Here is an 18,055-nt window from a genome sequence, read left to right on the forward strand (position 1 = left end):
ATTAAAAATTATGAAAACCTACTTGATCGCCATCCTGATGATGGTACTTCCATGCTTAGTGCATAGCCAGGACAACACTGCACCTGTCCGTTTAAAGCAAATTAATATTATAAAAACAAACTATCAGAATTCTACAGATGGTGAAATTATCAATAAAACTGTAGTATTTAAAGACGGTAAAATACACACCATTACCACTTCAGACGTTGTGCAGCATTTCTTTTATAACAAAGCAGGATTGTTGGATATGACTGTAAAGGACAAAGTGGGAAGCGACTGGAAAGAAGTCGTAAACTACACTTATGATGCAGACAACAACATTACGAAATTTGTAAAAAAATATCAGGAAGGCCCTGATTATATTACAAAAGTGGTGTCTTTTGGATATGAAGGAGCAAGGATAAAAGTGACAACTAAAAAAAGTACGAACCATCAAAATTTAGTTGATGACATTGAATATATTGTTGAAAACGGTATTATTGTAAGACGTACTTCACGTGACAGAAACAAAGCTATTATTGGTAAAATTGAATATGTTTATACTAATGATAATGTAATAAAACACAGAGGTTTGGTAGGAGATAAAATCTCTAAAACTTATACTTTTGACGATAAGAAATCAGTAGATCAACTTATTGTTCAAAGTTTGTTTGGGGATAACTACAAAGTAATTGTGCCGATGATTTCTTATCACGAAGAGGAGTTTAGCTTTGAAGCAATATCTTATAATAACGAATTGAATTTTAGTCCGTCATCTAGTGCTTTGGTTGCTGTAAGCAGAAAGTATAAATACAACAAATTGAACTTTCCAATTTTCTGTACTCAGATTGAAGAGAACGGAATTGTAAAAACGGAAAAAACATTTATTTACGAATAAAAAACTGTATCTTCAGTTGGATGAAACCATTTAGAGTAATTTCTAAATGGTTTTGTTTTTTAAAAAAAGCAACAATCTCTTAAATAGAACTTAAAAAGAATATTCTATAAGGGTTAGTGTGCTACAAATCATTAAATTTGCACCTTATTCAAAGCTATGTTAGAAAAAGAAGTTATAAATTTTGAGAGAACAGCCATTGTTGGTATTGTGACTCAAAATCAAAGTGAGGAAAAACTTAACGAATATCTTGACGAATTAGAGTTTTTAACTTTCACCGCTGGTGGTGAGGTGATCAAACGTTTTTCGCAAAAAATGGAACGCCCGAATCCTAAGACATTTATGGGAACGGGTAAAATTGAAGAAATCAATCTTTTTGTAAAAGAAAACGACATATCGACTTTAATTTTTGATGATGAATTGTCGCCTTCACAGCAAAAAAATATCTCTAAAATTATTGATTGTAAAATCTTAGACAGAACCAATTTGATTCTGGATATTTTTGCGCAAAGAGCTGAAAGTTCTTATGCAAGAACTCAGGTTGAATTAGCGCAATGTATCTATTTATTGCCTCGACTTTCTGGTTTATGGACACACCTTGAGCGTCAAAAAGGGGGTATTGGTATGCGTGGACCTGGAGAGACGGAGATTGAAACGGATAGACGTATTGTTCGTGACCGAATTTCGTTATTGAAAGAGAAAATCAAAACCATTGACAAACAAATGGGTGTTCAGCGTAGTAATCGTGGTGCGATGGTACGTGTGGCGTTGGTAGGGTATACCAATGTTGGAAAATCGACTTTGATGAACGCGGTTGGTAAAAGTGATGTTTTTGTTGAGAATAAATTGTTCGCAACATTAGATACAACAGTTAGAAAAGTGGTGATAAAGAACTTACCATTTTTGCTTTCTGACACCGTAGGTTTTATTAGAAAACTGCCAACGCAATTGGTAGATTCTTTTAAAAGTACATTGGATGAGGTTCGTGAAGCCGATTTGCTTTTGCATATTGTGGATATCTCACATCCTGATTTTGAAGATCATATTGCATCTGTAAATCAGACGTTACAGGATATTAAGGCACATGAAAAACCAGTAATCATGGTTTTCAATAAAATTGATGCCTACAAACATCTAACGATTGATGAAGATGATTTAATGACGGAAAAAACGCCAAGGCATTATACGCTTGACGAATGGAAATCAACCTGGATGCATCGTTTGGGAGAAGAAAATGCATTGTTCATTTCGGCTACCAATAAACAAAACTTTGAGGAATTTAGAGAAAGGGTTTACGAAGCAGTTCGTCAAATTCATATTACCAGATTCCCTTATAATAAATTCTTGTATCCGGATTATAAAGATGCAATCGAGAAGGAAGAAGAACAAGATGAGGAATAATAAAAACTTTTACCACAAAGGGCACAAAGATTTTTATATTCAGGTATCATAAAACAGAAAGTTCGCAAAGCTAAATCAACATGTAGCTTTGCGAACTTTTTTATTTATTAAGTTTTTCAAAAAAAACTTTACGCTCTTTACGGTAAAATGGACAGATTAGAATCCAAAATTAACACCTAAACCAAAAACTTCTCTGGTTTGAAAACCCTGATAAGCATTGTCATCATAAATAGCCTGGAAAGAAAAATTGGCTGATAAATATTTGTTTACTTTCATGATGATATTCAACGAGTAATCAATATCTACATTTTGAGGATCTTCCAGATAATTAGAGTAAAGATTTAAAGTGTTTTCTGCCGTTACGTTGGTCATAATCGCTAGCTTGTAGTAAACCGAAGCGTAGAAACCTAATTCGTAACGCATACTTTTGCCTTCATCGACACCAAAATAGGTTCCATCAACATAAGGTAAACCAGTATTTTGGTCGATTCCTGAAGTATAGGCATTGTCTACAAAAGTAAATTTTGAAGTTAATGGTGCGAAGTTAATTTTAAGATTGGCATCTTTAGTCCAGTAAATACCAGGACCTGTAGTTAGATAACCCGGAGACATAAATTTGGTATTTTCTGTTCTGATTTCTTTTCCGTTTGCATCCTGACCATAAACATAACCAGTTGTAAATTGGGTTCTGAAATTTAGAAAGTAAGAGTAATACCACTGACCAAAAGCTTTTTTACCAACAATTGAATTCAGTTCAAAGCGGTCATCTGTCTTTTTTTCGAAATCAGCGTTTTTAGTTTGCAATAATCCGTAGGAAGCTAATACTTTGTTATCCCAGGTTATGTCATCTTTTTTGTAATTGAAATCATAGTTGATTCCCAAAGTTCCGGAAAAGCTATCTTCTCCACCTGCAATCCAGTTATTAAAACTCGATTGATTTAATAAAAGTGAAACTGTCCCTTTTGTCTTCCAACCTTCTCCTTCAATAGTGTCGTTAATTTTTTTTACTGCTTTTTCAGTATTCTGAATTAACTCTTTTTCGGTATTTTGGGCTTGTACAAAAGTGAAATTTACTAAAACGAAAAGTAATAACGCTAGCTTTCTCATAGTTTTTAGTTTAGAAGTGTATTAACAAATATACTAAAAACCGTCAAAAGGTTCAGGGTTTATTGCTTGTAAAAGAAAGTTATTTCTTAGTTTCTTTGTATAATGGAACCGCTGAACACGCTTCTCCGTACATAATACTTCTTGCAAAAGGCTGTAGATATGTAGTAGCTAAAATATACGCACGCATTGGAACTGGTTTTTTTGAACAGCCCTTTACGATGACAGGTTTGTTTTTGTATGCTGAATAATCAATGTTTTTTAAGATTTCTTCGTATAAACTTCCGTCTAAATCTTCGATAGTTCCATTCACCACTTTTTTGGCATAAGGAGCCAGGTGAACACTTACTAAAATTAATGCCCAAGCCGGAACAATTGCATCTGTACTGCAATTTACAGCCACATATTGATCTTGATATTGTGACCAATCATGGTTTTTTAAGTGCTCTCTAAAGTCTTTTTCTTTCAACAAAAATCCTTCTAAAAGCCATTGCGAAATGTCAATTTGCACACGCATTCCCTTTGGATAATAATCTTCCAAATCGAATACTTCGAGTGCGCTGTTGGCAACTTTATTGATAATTTCTTCCATAATTTTATAGTAGACAGTGATCAGTTTTTAGTGATCAGTTTTAACTGAACACTAAAAAACTAAATACTGAACACTTTTTTTAAAGCATTCCTAATTCTAATTTTGCTTCTTCGCTCATTAAATCTTTACTCCAGGGCGGATCGAAAGTAATTTCGACATCAACATCTTTAATGTATTCGATTGTTTTTACTTTTTCTTCTACTTCTCTTGGTAAACTTTCCGCCACGGGACAGTTTGGAGACGTTAATGTCATTAAGATTTTTACTTCGTAATCTGTGTTAACCATTACATCATAAATCAATCCTAATTCATATATATCTACAGGAATCTCCGGATCGTAAATGCCTTTTAAAACTTTTACAATAGATTCTCCTAATTCGTTTGTGTCAATTTCTTGTTCCATTTTTTATTTGCTATATGATTTTAAATCAATAGTATATTCTACATTGATTATTTTTTGAACTCCAAGGTCCGTATTTGAGAATAAAATGTAAGGTGTTATTTTACTATTATATTGATCGTTTAATTCTACGGAGTCTGTGTAAATTCTATTGTTTGTTTTATAAATAAATTTCCCGTTTAAAGAATTGTTTGCCGTAAACTTGATTTCTTTCATGCTTTCATCAAATGTCTCTTCATATGCCGAAGCAGAAGACAGATATTTAATTTTCTTCTTGTTATAATCTATTTTTAAAGAGTAATTGTGTTTTCTAAATTTGGTATTTAAAATTTCTGCGAATGAGTTGTTTAAATAGTCTATATCTAACTTGATTACAAATTTTGTATAGTTTTTAACCGGATCGTATGATCCTTCAATACTATGTGATGTATGTGATAGTAAACTCGAAAGTTTCTTTAAATCATCTTTAGAGAACTCTTTTAAAGCAATAAATCCTGTTGATGTTTGATTATTTTCAACAAGTTCATATTTTAAGTTAGGAAAATTTGCTTCCAGATATTGTTTGTTAGCATATAATCCCTTTTTTACCAGAACACAGTTTGGTCTTTGTTCGTATTTAAAATTAATTGTATGTGTTGCTTTTTCTTTATTTTGAGAAAAAACAAAGTTGACTACTATTAAAAATATTAAACAAAGATTAATTTTCATACTCAGTTATTATTTTTAGCATTAAAAGCCAAAGCGTACATTTTGATGTTTTTAATCATCGAAACTAATCCGTTTGCACGTGTTGCTGATAAATGCTCTTTTAAACCAATTTCATCAATAAATTCAGTGTCGGCATTTATGATATCTTCTGCGTTTTGGTTGGAGAACGCACGGATTAAAATCGCGATTATCCCCTTCGTTAAAATCGCATCACTATCTGCTGTAAAGACAATTTTATCGTCGTTTTGTTCGCCATGTAACCAAACCTTAGATTGACATCCTTTGATTAAATTCTCGTCAGTTTTATACTCTTCATTAATTAACGGAAGACTTTTTCCTAATTCGATGATGTATTCATAACGTTGCATCCAATCATCGAACATTGAGAATTCGTCTATTATTTCGTTTTGTATCTCTTTTATTGTCATAATTATTCTTTAGCAAAATCAACTAGCAAATTTACCAATTTTTCTATTTCCTTTGGAGGAAAACCATTGTCGAAACCTGTAGTTTCATAGGTCTTTTGATTTTGAGTTATTTTTAAATTTCCAATTGCCGCACCGTCATAAAATCGCTTTTCAGTTGGTGCTTTTAAGGATGGGATGCTTTCTAATTTAATTTTTGAAAACTCTGTTACAATCTGTTTCCATTTTGCATCGGTGATTTTCTTTTCTATCGGTTGTGTATCTCTGCCATTGGTAATCGAAACTGTTTTATTCTGCACAACGATCTTTTTGTAGACTCCTCTCGAAACCGCAGAATATTCCATTTGTGTTGTTGTCATATCAGCAAGTTTTTGGCTTGAACAGCCTGTTCCGAAGAAAATTGTCAGGAGTAATAAAGATAGTATTCTCATAAAATGTGTTTTATTAGCTTAACATGGTTTTTGCTTTTTTTACCGCTTCAACCATCGCATCAATTTCTTCTTTAGTATTGTAAAAAGAGAAAGAAGCACGAATAGTTCCCGGAATACAGAAGAAATTCATGATGGGTTGTGCGCAATGATGTCCCGTACGAACTGCGATTCCTAATTTATCGATAATTGAACCAACATCATAAGGATGAATTCCATCAATATTAAACGAAACTACAGACGCTTTATTTTTTCCGGTTCCGTAAATTCGTAAACCTTCAATTTCTAATAAACGTTTTGTAGCATGCTCTAATAATTCGTTTTCGTATTGCTGAATGTTTTCAAAACCAATATTGTTTAAATAATCAATAGCAGTTCCTAAAACAATTCCGCCAGCGATATTTGGAGTTCCGGCTTCGAATTTATGAGGAAGATCAGCATAAGTCGTTTTCTCGAAAGTAACCTCTTTGATCATCTCGCCACCACCCTGATATGGAGGAAGTTTATTCAACCATTCTTCTTTTCCGTATAAAATTCCGGTTCCGGTTGGGCCACACATTTTATGACCTGAAAAAGCATAAAAATCGCAATCTAATTCCTGAACGTTCGGTTTTAAATGCGGAACCGCCTGTGCACCATCAATTAAAACAGCTGCTCCAACAGCGTGTGCTTTATCAATAATATATTTTATAGGATTGATGATTCCCAATGCGTTCGAAATATGATTTACGGTAACGACTTTGGTTTTTTCTGACAACAAAGCATCAAAAGCTTCCATAATCAATTCGCCGTCTTCGTTCATCGGTATCACTTTTAAAGTGGCTCCGGTTTTTTCGCATAACATTTGCCAAGGCACAATATTACTGTGATGCTCTAAAGAAGAAACAATTACTTCATCGCCCGGTTTTAAAATAGATGCAAAACCGTTCGTTACTAAATTGATTCCGTGTGTTGTTCCTGAAGTAAAAAGTACTTCGTGAGCAAATTTTGCATTAATATGTTGTTGTACTTTACCACGAGAAACCTCGTAAGCATCAGTAGCTAATTGACTTAAAGTATGAACACCTCTATGAATGTTGGCGTTTATTTCCTGATAATATTTCACTTCAGCATCGATCACAATTTGTGGCTTTTGCGAAGTTGCTCCGTTATCGAAATATACCAATGGTTTTCCGTTTACTTTTTGTGAAAGTATTGGAAATTCAGCTCTTATTTTTTGGATATCTAGCATGTCTTATTTAGAAAAATTCTATCTACAAAAGTACTAAAACTAAATTGGTTTCTATGGCAATTCGATAATTTCCTTTTATAGTGCCATCAATTGCAGGCTTAAATGTTGATTCCGTAAAATTAGATTTGATTTTATAAATTATCTGAAAAGGAAATCTAAATTCGATCATAATATCGTGATCATAAATTAATTATATTGCATTAAAAATAGCTGACATCATTATGAAAAAATTTCTCAAAGTACTTCTTCTTGTTTTAGTTCTTGCCTTTTTGTATTTCGGATTTACAACTTATCCCAAACTTGATTTGATTTCCGGTTTCTCGGCCAAAAGTGTGGCTTCTGGTCATTTTATGGATAATCGGTCGTTAGACTTGATCCAGAAAACGGACAATGACATCGATATGATTGATTTGGCAAAAAACTCTATTGATGAAGCTGGTAAGTTTGCTACGGCTTCGGTTTATGGTTTAAAAGAAAGAAAAGCAATTTACAGAGAAGGTTTAGGAGCAACTTTGATCAATGAAGATTTTGATGTTTCTAAACCATATTTACTTCCGAAAAGAACAAAATTAGTCAACAATCTTCCTTTTCCTTACGGGAATAATGAACCAAAAGATACTGCGTTTTCAACTGTTGATTATACAAAATTGAAACGTGCTGTTGCTAATTCATTCGATAAAAATGGAGGAAAAGCGAAGAGAACCCGCGCCGTTGTGGTTTTGTATAAAGATAAATTGATAGCCGAAAAATACGATACAGGTTTTAATAAAGATAGTAAAATTTTAGGTTGGTCGATGACAAAAAGTATCACAAGTTCGGCTTTTGGCGTTTTAGCCAAACAAGGGAAAATTGATATTTATAAACCGGCTCCAATTGCAGAATGGCAAAATGATGATCGTAAGATTATAACAATAAATGATTTGCTTCATATGAATTCAGGTTTAGAATGGGAAGAGAATTACAGTACGATCTGTGATGCGACAAAAATGCTTTTTCAGGCAGAAGATATGGGAAAAGTGCAAATGGATAAACCAGCGCAATTTAAACCCAACACACATTGGAATTACTCCTCTGGAACAACCAATTTATTATCCCGAATTTTAAGAAGCCAATTCAAAACACAACAAGAATATTTGGACTTTTGGTACGGCGCTGTAATCGACAAAATCGGAATGAACTCTATGATTGTGGAACAAGATATGTCAGGAACTTTTGTTGGTTCCTCTTACGGATGGGCAACACCAAGAGACTGGTCAAAATTTGGATTGTTATACCTGCATAAAGGAAACTGGAATGGAGAACAAATCCTTGATGAAAGCTGGGTTAAATATACTGCAACACCAACAAATACTTCTGAAGGGAAATACGGAGCACAATTTTGGCTAAACGCCGGAGGAAAATTCCCGGATGTACCTCGCGATATGTTTTACTGCAGTGGTTACCAAGGACAAATGGTAGCGATTATTCCGTCTTTAGATATGGTAATTGTGAGAATGGGAGTGAAGGAAGAAGAACCGGGATTTGATTTTAATGGGTTTTTGAAGGGGATAATTTCTTCTATAAAAAAATAGTTTCATTTTTAAAAATATAGGAATTAGATTACTATTTTTACCGAAATATTATTTTATGTCTGAATACAAAAGACCTCGAATTAAAAAAATTTCGGAAATTATAATTGATGAGGATACTTATATTGAAAACGCATGTTCAAAAAACGCAAAAAAGATTAATGATATATCTGAAAATATAATTACAGAATTTTGGATCGATAAACATTATTCTATCAGAGATCAACATGGAGATGATTTTGGAAAAAGAGAAGGTATTGATATAAAAACGGTAGAGGATGTTGTAAATAAATCGTTTAAAATATTGAAGTATTTTAATTTCAAGAATGGAAGGTTTCAGTTTGTAAATTTCCCACCTAAAAAAATTAGACCAATAAGGATAGTTTTAAAACAAATTTTTGAAGAGAATGAAACTTTAAATATTATTGCTGAATATAATTTTATTGAACTTAATTTATATGAAGTGACAGTTATTACAGCTTTAAGAAAAGAAAATTTTACTTTATCAGATGGTCAATATGGAATTATTTTTGATTTCGATAAAATCAAATTAATGTTTAAAGTGAGAGGAAATGAGATTTTGATAGATGAATATATTTATTAAATGAATAAAAATATTACCTTTGTATAAAGAGCAGGATAATACTCTGGGAAGTCTAATAGACAGGACAAAAATCTGGGAAGCTCTTTTTACAAAATAAAAAAACCACTCAAAAGAGTGGTTTTTTTTGTATTTATCAATTTCTACAAATCAAATCCTAAATTCACGCCCAATTTCATGGCAATGATTTTAGTAATTCTTTGTTTTAATTCCGGTATTTTAATGCTTTCGATAACGGCATTTGAGAATGCGTACATCAATAAAGCTTTAGCTTCTTTTTTAGGAATACCACGAGATTGCATGTAGAACATTGCTGTTTCGTCTAATTGTCCAACAGTACAACCGTGAGAACATTTTACGTCATCAGCAAAAATTTCTAATTGTGGTTTTGCGTTGATAGTTGCTTTATCACTCAATAAAATATTGTTGCTTTTTTGGAAAGCATTTGTTTTTTGAGCTTCTTTTTCTACCAAAACTTTTCCGTTGAAAACTCCAGTCGAACGATCAGAGAAAATTCCTTTATAATCCTGGAAACTCTCGCAATTTGGTGTTGCGTGGTTTACCAAAGTATAATGATCAACGTGTTGTTTTTCGCCAATGATGGTGATTCCGTTTAGTGTACTTGTCAATCTTTCTCCGAAATGATAGAAGTTCAAATTGTTACGAGTCAGATTTCCTCCAAAAGAGAAAGTATGCACGTAAACATGACTTTCTTGTTGTTGCGAAACGTAAGTGTTGTCAATTAAGTTCGCTTCAAGATTGTCGTTTTGAATTTTGTAGTGATCTACAATCGCACGTTTTTGAGCAAAAATCTCCGTAACCGAATTGGTTAAAACCGGATTTTCATTCAAACTTTGGTGGCGTTCGATAATTTGAACATGTGAATTCTCCCCCACAATAATCAAATTTCTTGGCTGAACCAATAAAGCAGATTCATTTCCTGTTGAGAAATACATGATCTCAATAGGTTTGTCAGCCACTTTCTTTTGCGGAATATTGATAAAAGCCCCTTCGCTTGCAAAAGCAGTATTCAACGAAGTCAAGCTTTCATCTTTACTTGCAATTTGGTTGAAGTATTTATCGATAACCATTTTATATTTTGGTTTAGTCAATGCCGATGACATCAAGCAAACATCAATTCCGTCATGCGTAGTAGAAGACAAATGCGAACTGAAAACACCATCAATAAACACTAATTTATAAGTGTCGATTTCGTGTAAAAAATATTTTTTTACCTGATTAAATTCGATTGCATTTTCTTGCTTAGGAAAAACCGTAAAGTCATTTTTTAAGATGGCGTTTAACGATGTATATTTCCAGGCTTCTTCTTTTTTGGTTGGGAAACCTTTATTTTCGAAGTTTTTTAAGGCATTTGTGCGAATGTCATGCAAATCTGAATGTACATCGACACGCTCTTCAAAAGCCATAAAAGACGATACTAATTTTTCTTTTAAATCCATTTCTGTAGTTGTAAGTTATGAGTTATGAGTTATGAGTTTTTGTAAACTGTAAACTGTAACTGTAAACTAGTTTTCCGCTTTAATCCAGTCGTATCCTTTTTCTTCCAATTCGTAAGCCAATTCTTTTCCTCCAGATTTTACGATTCTTCCGTTGTAAAGAACGTGAACGAAATCCGGCACGATATAATCTAACAAACGTTGGTAGTGCGTGATCACGATAATTGCGTTTTTCTCGCTTTTCAATTTGTTAACTCCGTTAGCCACAATTCTCAAAGCATCGATATCAAGACCAGAATCGGTTTCGTCAAGGATAGCCAATTTTGGTTCTAACATTGCCATTTGAAAAATCTCGTTTCTTTTTTTCTCTCCTCCTGAAAAACCTTCGTTTAGAGAACGGGATAAAAATTTACGATCTATTTCTAATAATTCAGATTTCTCACGAATTACTTTTAGCATTTCGTTAGCCGGCATTTCTTCTTGTCCGTTTGCTTTACGAGTTTCGTTGATTGCAGTTTTCATAAAGTTAGTTACACTAACTCCAGGGATTTCTACAGGATATTGAAACGAAAGGAAAACTCCTTTGTGTGCTCTTTCTTCAGGAGCAAGATCAGCAAGATCTTCTCCGTCAAGGAAAACTTGTCCGTCAGTAACTTCGTAGTTTTCGTTTCCTGCGATAACTGCAGAAAGTGTACTTTTTCCGGAACCGTTTGGTCCCATGATAGCGTGTACTTCGCCAGCTTTAACTTCTATATTAATTCCTTTAAGGATTTCTTTATCACCAATTCCGGCGTGAAGGTTTTTTATTGATAACATTGTTTTTTTTATTTTTATATAAATGTCAATTCTATTTTTGTTGTTTGGTTCAGGATATTGGCATTAAAATGCGCGTGTCCTAAATATTCCATGCCTAAATAATCGGCTGTTTTTTTGAACGGAATGTAAAAACTCTCTTCAATTTCGTTGTCGTGTGAATTTGATATCACACCAATTTTCTTCCCTCTAAGCTTTCGTCCGGTTTCTTTTTCAATTCGGATTAAATCCGAAAAGCGATCAAAGAAAACCTTCATAATTCCACTCATATTATACCAATATATGGGCGTTGCAAAAATTAAAGTGTCGTACTCTTCGAGTATTCTTCTTATTAAAGGCAGAAAATCATCTTCTCTGTTTTTGCTTTCGTAATCATAATGAGAAATATTATAATCACTTAAGTCAATCACATCAATTCCCGATTCTTTTGCAATTTCATCGACAATTTTTGTTGTGTTTCCGTTTTTTCTGGCTGAACCTAAAATGATGACTTTTTTGCTTTCCATCTTTCAATTATCCAACAGATCCTTCTAAAGAAATCTCTAATAATTTTTGAGCTTCAACAGCAAATTCCATTGGTAATTTGTTCAATACATCTTTACTGAAACCGTTTACAATTAAGGCAATCGCTTTTTCTGTCGGAATACCTCTTTGGTTGCAATAAAAAACCTGATCTTCTCCAATTTTACTTGTAGTTGCTTCGTGCTCGATTTTAGCCGATGGATTTTTACTTTCGATGTAAGGGAAAGTATGCGCTCCACAATTGTTACCCATTAAAAGAGAATCGCATTGTGAAAAGTTTCTTGCATTCTCAGCTCTTGGGCTAATTTGCACTAATCCACGGTAACTGTTTTGTGATTTACCAGCCGAAATACCTTTAGAAATAATAGTCGATTTAGTGTTCTTACCTAAATGGATCATTTTAGTTCCGGTATCTGCCTGTTGGTAATTATTGGTAACGGCAATAGAATAAAATTCTCCTACCGAATTATCTCCTTTTAATACACAAGAAGGATATTTCCAGGTTACAGCAGAACCTGTTTCAACTTGTGTCCATGAAATTTTAGCGTTTGTTTCGCATAAACCTCTTTTGGTTACGAAGTTGTAAACCCCACCTTTTCCTTCTTTGTTTCCTGGGAACCAGTTTTGAACAGTCGAATATTTAATTTCTGCATCATCCAAAGCGATTAATTCAACCACAGCAGCGTGCAATTGATTTTCATCACGGCTTGGAGCTGTACAGCCTTCAAGGTAAGAAACGTAACTTCCCGCATCAGCAATAACAAGCGTTCTTTCGAATTGTCCTGTACCTGCCTGATTGATTCTGAAATACGTTGAAAGTTCCATTGGGCAACGAACGCCTTTTGGAATATAACAGAAACTTCCGTCAGAGAAAACTGCTGAGTTTAATGCTGCGTAGAAGTTGTCTTTTTGAGGTACAACAGTTCCTAAATATTTTTTTACCAATTCTGGATGTTCTTTGATAGCTTCAGAAATCGGGCAGAAAATAATTCCTTTTTCTCCCAATGTTTTCTTGAAAGTAGTTGCAACAGAAACAGAATCGACCACAATATCCATAGCGACATTGTTCATCATTTTTTGTTCGTCAACAGAGATTCCTAACTTTTTGTACATTTCTAAAAGTTCCGGATCTACATCATCCAAAGTTTTGTTTGGATCAACTTGTTTTGGAGCCGAATAATAAGAAATGGCTTGGAAATCTGGTTTTTGATAATGAACATTTGCCCATTCCGGCTCAATCATTTCTTTCCAGGCACGAAAAGCCTCGATGCGCCATTCGGTCATCCATTCTGGCTCTTCTTTTTTAAGAGAAATAGCTCTTACGATATCTTCGTTTAAGCCAATAGGGAACGTTTCCGATTCGATATCGGTGTAAAACCCGTATTCGTATTCTTTAGTTTCGAGTTCGATTTTTAAATCGTCTTCTGTGTATTTGCTCATTTTTGATGTAAAGATTTAAAGCTATAATTTTTCAAAAATTTCAAAGAATTACGCTTTATTAGTCTTGTTATTCTTTTTTAATTATAGAGAGAATGATTCTCCACAACCACAAGTTCTGCTTGCATTTGGATTATTGAATACAAATCCTTTTCCGTTTAGCCCTCCTGAAAATTCCAGAATTGTTCCAGCTAAATATAGAAATGATTTTTTCTCAACTGCAATTGTTATGTCGTTGTCTACAAATATTTTATCGTCTTCGCCTTTGGTTTTGTCAAATTTTAAATCATACGACAAACCAGAGCATCCGCCACTTTTCACACCTACACGTACGTAGTCATGTGCGGCATCAAAACCATCATCACTCATCAAGTCGATGATTTTCTTTTTGGCTGTATCAGAAACTTTTATCATTGTTTATGGTATTTAATTTTCTTTCATTTTTAAATTGCAATTCAAATAGTAATGAAATTATTACAATTTTAAAGTGCTGTGTTTCAATGTTCAAATGAAATTGTCTGCAAAGATACGACTTAAAAACCTTTTTCCATAACGGTTCACATTATTATAACAAATGTTAAAATAGATAGAAGTTATTTTGTTTTAGAAAAATCTGTTTTATGATAAACAAAATTCATTTTTTTGAATTTCACTTGAAAGCTTTTTAAATTGATAATAATTTGGGATATAAGTTAAAAATACCGTATTTATACTTGTTTTAACCGATAGAATTGTGGTATTTTTGCACAAAATTATGGGTAATTATGAAAAAACATTACAAAATTGGGTGGATAAAAGCACTTTTTGCAGTATTATTTGTTTTTGGATTAGGTGCTACATTTTATATTTTTAGTAATGAATCTAATCCTGATTCATCTCTAACTATAAAGAAGGAAAAACAGGATGTTAGCAAATTTAGCGAACAAGAACTTGCACAAAAGGACATATTGGATTCTTTGAATATTTTAAAATTGGCGTATGATGTCGCTATTTTAGAAAAAACAGCTTTGTCGCAACAATTAGAATTAGAAAGAAAGAATATCCAAAATTTGACGGAAATAATAAAAGCTTCAAAGAATCCTTCGACAGATCAGATTATACTTTATCGTAAGCAATTCGCAGACTTACGACAATCATTAAATTCAAGTGTTTTAGAGGTTAAAAATTTAAAATCACAGAATAAAAATCTATTGTCTGAAATTGAGGATCAGAATGTGGTAATGTACCAACAAAAAGCTGAAAATGACACATTAATTTCTAAACAAAAAATGTTAGAGTCGACCTTAAAAGATGCTTCAAAATTGGCAATGAATAATTTTAAGGTAGTAGCGCTTCGTGAGAAAAAGTCGGGCGTAGAGCTTGAGACGGATAAAGCTAAAAATGCTCAAAAGCTAAAAATAAGTTTTACAATAAATGGAAATTCGATCGCAAAAACCGGAAAACGAATTTTTTATATTCAGGTTCTGGATCAAAAGAACAAGGTTTTAGGCGAAGATAAATTAATCGAATTCGGAAACGACAAAGCTTTAGTTTACAGTTTTATTGTAGCAGTTGATTTTCAGGGAAAACCTGCCAATGTTTATGGGGTTTTGAATTCTGATGATGGTCATTTTCCAAAAGGAACTTATTTTGTCAACTTCTTCGACAAGCAGGAAATTTTTGGAAGTACTTCAATTACCTTAGAGTAAGCCTCTGTTTTTTGAAGGAAGTTTTAAATAGAAATTTCTAGTATAAGGAAATTGGATTTCCTAGATTTGTTCTATCAGAAATTTACTCTCATGAAACTTTACCCAATAGAATCCGGAAATTTTAAATTAGATGGTGGTGCTATGTTTGGCGTTGTTCCTAAAACAATCTGGAACAAAACCAATCCCGCAGATGCAAACAATTTAATTGATATTGCAGCGCGCTGTTTACTTATTGAAGATCAAAATCGCCTGATTTTGATTGATACCGGAATGGGAGACAAACAATCAGAGAAATTTTTCAGTTATTATTCGCTTTGGGGTTCCCATTCTATTGATAAATCATTGGCAAAATATGGTTTTCAAAGGGATGATATTACGGATGTTTTTATGACGCATTTGCACTTTGACCATTGCGGAGGAAGTGTGCAATGGAATGCTGATAAAACCGGATATGAACCAGCATTTAAAAATGCTAAATATTGGACGAATGAAAATCATTGGGAATGGGCAACGAAACCAAACCCAAGAGAAAAAGCTTCTTTTTTATCAGAGAATATTTTACCAATGCAGGAAAGCGGACAACTAAATTTTATAAAGCGTCCTGATGTTGATTACGGCTTTTCAGAAGAAATGAATTTTGGAATTTTCTATGTCGATGGTCATACCGAAAAGCAAATGATTCCGCATATTCAATATAAAGATAAAACCATCGTTTTTTGTGCCGATTTATTGGCAACAGCCGGACATATCCCGCTTCCTTATGTAATGGGTTATGATACACGACCTTTATTAACAATGCCTGAAAAAGCAAAATTATTGAATGCGGCGGCTGATCAAAATTATTATTTATTTCTGGAGCACGATGCTCACAATCAAATTATAACTGTGGAGCATACTGAAAAAGGAGTTCGTTTAAAAGAGGTGTTAACCTGCGAAGATATTTTTTAATCTAATTTCCATCCAAATGTTGTCTGAAAAACATAATCGTCTTTAGGCGCATCGTTTTTTGGCTTGTTATCATAATTATAAACAAACGAAAGTTTAATAAAGAAATCAAGTGGCAGATCGTATTTGGTATCCAGATTAAAATCGGTACGCACCCTTTTATTTTCTGTTAAACTTGGAAAAACGGTTACTTTTGATTGAATGCTGAAATCACCAAGATCATAGAGATTAAAATCGGTTCCTAAAAAAAGTTCCAAACTTTTATTGGCATCGCTTACACCTGTATAGCGCTCGTGATTGAAGGACAATCCGGAGGCAACTCCCCAGTATTTTTTATTGTCATGCAGGATGTATTTTCCGTAACCTGCTTTTGAAATAATACGTAGGGCAATATCTTGTTCTGTGTTAGATAAAGTAGTTACGGATAGCGGAATAAAATAATCTTTTGCCAGAAGATGTACATAACTGAGATCAGTATCAATCCTCCGTATAGGATCGCTATCATCCTGGACTGATTGAATTTGTTTATAGGTTCCGGTGGCAAACCATCTTTTTGCTGTGTATCCGAGATTTGCATTTATCGTTAATTGCTGTAAGTTTTCGGCTTTTGTCAATTTTATTCCCACATCAAAACTGGCATCGAGTCGGTCCCAGAAACTATCATCGACGGGTTTTATATATACAATATCGGTTAGACTAACTTCGGTTCTATTTTGGGTCTCGATATCTTTAATGTCACATTTATTTGGAGTTTTGCTTTTTGAAATCGTTCCGTTTAATAAAGCGCCAGAAGACAAGGTTATGATATGAGTCCTTGTTGAAGAAATGTTTTTTACATGTTTCCATTCCAGTTTAAAATCGTCTTTGCTATAATCAGTTTCGATCTGCAATATTCCTTTATTCATTGATTTTATTTCACCTATAATAATATCATTGTTTTTTAGCACCAAAGTATCTGACTTTTGCGCATAGATTGAAGAGAAGAATAGAATAAAAAACAAGAAGATAATTTTATTCATAAACCGAATTTATTGTGTTGGTTATCAGCTGTAAAATTAAAGTTAGGAATAAAAATGCAATGTAAAACAGATTCAAAAAAAAATCCCATTTTCAGTAGTAGTGAAAATGGGATTTTAGATTAGAGTATAGTGTTATTTTAAAGAATACTAGTTTGTTTTAAATTTCCAAACCTGACCAATGGTCTCTCCTCCCTTGTTATCTTTTACCACAACTTTCCAGTAATATTGTTTAGCAGGTTCTATTGTGACAGTGGTAGAAATTGCAGCCGCATTTTCACTTACTTTTTCAGTTGGCGGATTGGATGTTCCAAAATAAACATCATACGTAAGAGCGTCAGAAGTGTCAACATCAGAAGCACTCCATTTTAATAAAGTGGTTGTTCCGTCTAAAGCTGTATTTAATACAGGCGCAACTAATTCAGGTGAAAAAGGCAAATGATTAACCACAGCCTCTCCGGTAGTGTAAAGTTTAAAAGTAGCAGAATAAGCGCTTGATAAACCTTTGCTGTCTGTTGCTTTTATTCTCCAATAATAAGCAGTATTTTTTTCTAAAGCTACAGAAGTGCTGTTGGTCTTAATTTCGGCTGTTTTTACAATTTGAGAGAAAGCATTGTCTTTTGCAACTTCAATTTTGTAGGTAATAATATCCTTGTTTGCATCTGTAGAAACATTCCATTGAAAAGCAACAGTATTGTCGACACATAATTTATTGTCAACCGGAAGTGTTAAAGTTGGTGTGCTAGGAGCAACATTTACTTCTTCAACAGGCGGTGAATCTTCTCCTCCGCCACATGAAATTAGTGAAAGTCCAATAATTGAGAGGTATATAAAATTCTTCATCT

Annotated in this window: 20 protein-coding genes; 6 read left to right on the forward strand and 14 right to left on the reverse strand. The window is 33.4% G+C overall.

From position 1 onward, the window contains the following. The first annotated feature begins 10 nt into the window (after positions 1-10). Together AC3ITQ_RS05905 and hflX are read left to right on the forward strand one after the other, a co-directional pair. Positions 11-877 carry a hypothetical protein gene (locus AC3ITQ_RS05905; RefSeq protein ID WP_489237266.1) on the forward strand — a complete coding sequence of 289 codons (867 nt, stop codon included), beginning with the start codon at positions 11-13 and terminating at the stop codon, positions 875-877. Positions 878-1,033: 156 nt separating this feature from the next. Continuing rightward, the gene (gene hflX / locus AC3ITQ_RS05910; protein ID WP_194656286.1) at positions 1,034-2,275 is read left to right on the forward strand and encodes a GTPase HflX; all 1,242 of its coding nucleotides are present in this window, start codon (positions 1,034-1,036) and stop codon (positions 2,273-2,275) included. Between the two features lie 156 nt (positions 2,276-2,431). Here hflX and AC3ITQ_RS05915 read toward each other — a convergent pair whose 3' ends face one another. The 7 genes from AC3ITQ_RS05915 to AC3ITQ_RS05945 all read right to left on the reverse strand — a co-directional run bounded on the left by AC3ITQ_RS05915 (position 2,432) and on the right by AC3ITQ_RS05945 (position 7,163). Next, complete coding sequence (locus AC3ITQ_RS05915) at positions 2,432-3,382, reverse strand: DUF3078 domain-containing protein (protein ID WP_375030811.1); 951 nt, start codon at positions 3,380-3,382, stop codon at positions 2,432-2,434. Between the two features lie 79 nt (positions 3,383-3,461). Continuing rightward, positions 3,462-3,971 carry a DUF2480 family protein gene (locus AC3ITQ_RS05920; protein ID WP_489237268.1) on the reverse strand — a complete coding sequence of 170 codons (510 nt, stop codon included), beginning with the start codon at positions 3,969-3,971 and terminating at the stop codon, positions 3,462-3,464. A 79-nt stretch (positions 3,972-4,050) separates the two neighbouring features. Next, positions 4,051-4,374, reverse strand: a complete 324-nt coding sequence (locus AC3ITQ_RS05925; RefSeq protein WP_073483842.1) for an iron-sulfur cluster assembly protein — start codon at positions 4,372-4,374, stop codon at positions 4,051-4,053. A gap of 3 nt (positions 4,375-4,377) precedes the next feature. Beyond that, on the reverse strand, positions 4,378-5,079 hold the full coding sequence (locus AC3ITQ_RS05930) for a hypothetical protein (protein ID WP_489237271.1): 702 nt from the start codon (positions 5,077-5,079) through the stop codon (positions 4,378-4,380). 2 nt (positions 5,080-5,081) lie between these two features. Continuing rightward, a complete protein-coding gene (locus AC3ITQ_RS05935; protein ID WP_489237273.1) occupies positions 5,082-5,507 on the reverse strand; it encodes a SufE family protein in 426 nt (141 codons plus the stop codon). A 2-nt stretch (positions 5,508-5,509) separates the two neighbouring features. Continuing rightward, positions 5,510-5,935: a hypothetical protein gene (locus tag AC3ITQ_RS05940; protein ID WP_489237275.1), complete on the reverse strand. Its 426-nt coding sequence runs from the start codon at positions 5,933-5,935 to the stop codon at positions 5,510-5,512. A gap of 13 nt (positions 5,936-5,948) precedes the next feature. Next, positions 5,949-7,163 carry an aminotransferase class V-fold PLP-dependent enzyme gene (locus AC3ITQ_RS05945; protein ID WP_489237277.1) on the reverse strand — a complete coding sequence of 405 codons (1,215 nt, stop codon included), beginning with the start codon at positions 7,161-7,163 and terminating at the stop codon, positions 5,949-5,951. A gap of 221 nt (positions 7,164-7,384) precedes the next feature. On the opposite strand from AC3ITQ_RS05945, the gene AC3ITQ_RS05950 reads away from it, so the two are divergent. Both AC3ITQ_RS05950 and AC3ITQ_RS05955 read left to right on the forward strand, forming a co-directional pair. Further along, complete coding sequence (locus AC3ITQ_RS05950) at positions 7,385-8,734, forward strand: serine hydrolase domain-containing protein (RefSeq protein ID WP_489237279.1); 1,350 nt, start codon at positions 7,385-7,387, stop codon at positions 8,732-8,734. 55 nt (positions 8,735-8,789) lie between these two features. Beyond that, positions 8,790-9,335: a hypothetical protein gene (locus tag AC3ITQ_RS05955; protein WP_489237281.1), complete on the forward strand. Its 546-nt coding sequence runs from the start codon at positions 8,790-8,792 to the stop codon at positions 9,333-9,335. 140 nt (positions 9,336-9,475) lie between these two features. Here AC3ITQ_RS05955 and sufD read toward each other — a convergent pair whose 3' ends face one another. The 5 genes from sufD to AC3ITQ_RS05980 form a co-directional block, all read right to left on the reverse strand. Next, positions 9,476-10,792, reverse strand: coding sequence for a Fe-S cluster assembly protein SufD (sufD, locus tag AC3ITQ_RS05960; protein WP_194656280.1), 1,317 nt, complete (start codon positions 10,790-10,792; stop codon positions 9,476-9,478). A 66-nt stretch (positions 10,793-10,858) separates the two neighbouring features. Further along, the gene (gene sufC, locus AC3ITQ_RS05965; protein WP_056189584.1) at positions 10,859-11,605 is read right to left on the reverse strand and encodes a Fe-S cluster assembly ATPase SufC; all 747 of its coding nucleotides are present in this window, start codon (positions 11,603-11,605) and stop codon (positions 10,859-10,861) included. Positions 11,606-11,619: 14 nt separating this feature from the next. Beyond that, positions 11,620-12,108, reverse strand: coding sequence for a flavodoxin family protein (locus tag AC3ITQ_RS05970; protein WP_072970166.1), 489 nt, complete (start codon positions 12,106-12,108; stop codon positions 11,620-11,622). Positions 12,109-12,115: 7 nt separating this feature from the next. After that, positions 12,116-13,564: a Fe-S cluster assembly protein SufB gene (sufB, locus tag AC3ITQ_RS05975; RefSeq protein ID WP_489237284.1), complete on the reverse strand. Its 1,449-nt coding sequence runs from the start codon at positions 13,562-13,564 to the stop codon at positions 12,116-12,118. Between the two features lie 81 nt (positions 13,565-13,645). Further along, entirely contained in the window at positions 13,646-13,975 is a 330-nt protein-coding gene (locus AC3ITQ_RS05980) for a HesB/IscA family protein (RefSeq protein ID WP_026982558.1), read from the reverse strand. Between the two features lie 350 nt (positions 13,976-14,325). Here AC3ITQ_RS05980 and AC3ITQ_RS05985 point away from each other — a divergent pair, with 350 nt between their 5' ends. Together AC3ITQ_RS05985 and AC3ITQ_RS05990 are read left to right on the forward strand one after the other, a co-directional pair. Next, the gene (locus AC3ITQ_RS05985; RefSeq protein WP_489237286.1) at positions 14,326-15,249 is read left to right on the forward strand and encodes a hypothetical protein; all 924 of its coding nucleotides are present in this window, start codon (positions 14,326-14,328) and stop codon (positions 15,247-15,249) included. Between the two features lie 90 nt (positions 15,250-15,339). Continuing rightward, a complete protein-coding gene (locus AC3ITQ_RS05990; protein ID WP_489237288.1) occupies positions 15,340-16,197 on the forward strand; it encodes an MBL fold metallo-hydrolase in 858 nt (285 codons plus the stop codon). Here the strand turns inward: AC3ITQ_RS05990 and AC3ITQ_RS05995 are convergent. Next, the gene (locus tag AC3ITQ_RS05995) at positions 16,194-17,213 is read right to left on the reverse strand and encodes a DUF481 domain-containing protein (protein ID WP_489237290.1); all 1,020 of its coding nucleotides are present in this window, start codon (positions 17,211-17,213) and stop codon (positions 16,194-16,196) included. The genes AC3ITQ_RS05990 and AC3ITQ_RS05995 overlap by 4 nt on opposite strands. A gap of 147 nt (positions 17,214-17,360) precedes the next feature. Next, a complete protein-coding gene (locus tag AC3ITQ_RS06000) occupies positions 17,361-18,053 on the reverse strand; it encodes a glycoside hydrolase family 78 protein (protein WP_489237292.1) in 693 nt (230 codons plus the stop codon). Between the last annotated feature and the right edge of the window lie 2 nt (positions 18,054-18,055).

The organism is Flavobacterium sp. KH_001, assembly GCF_057840745.1.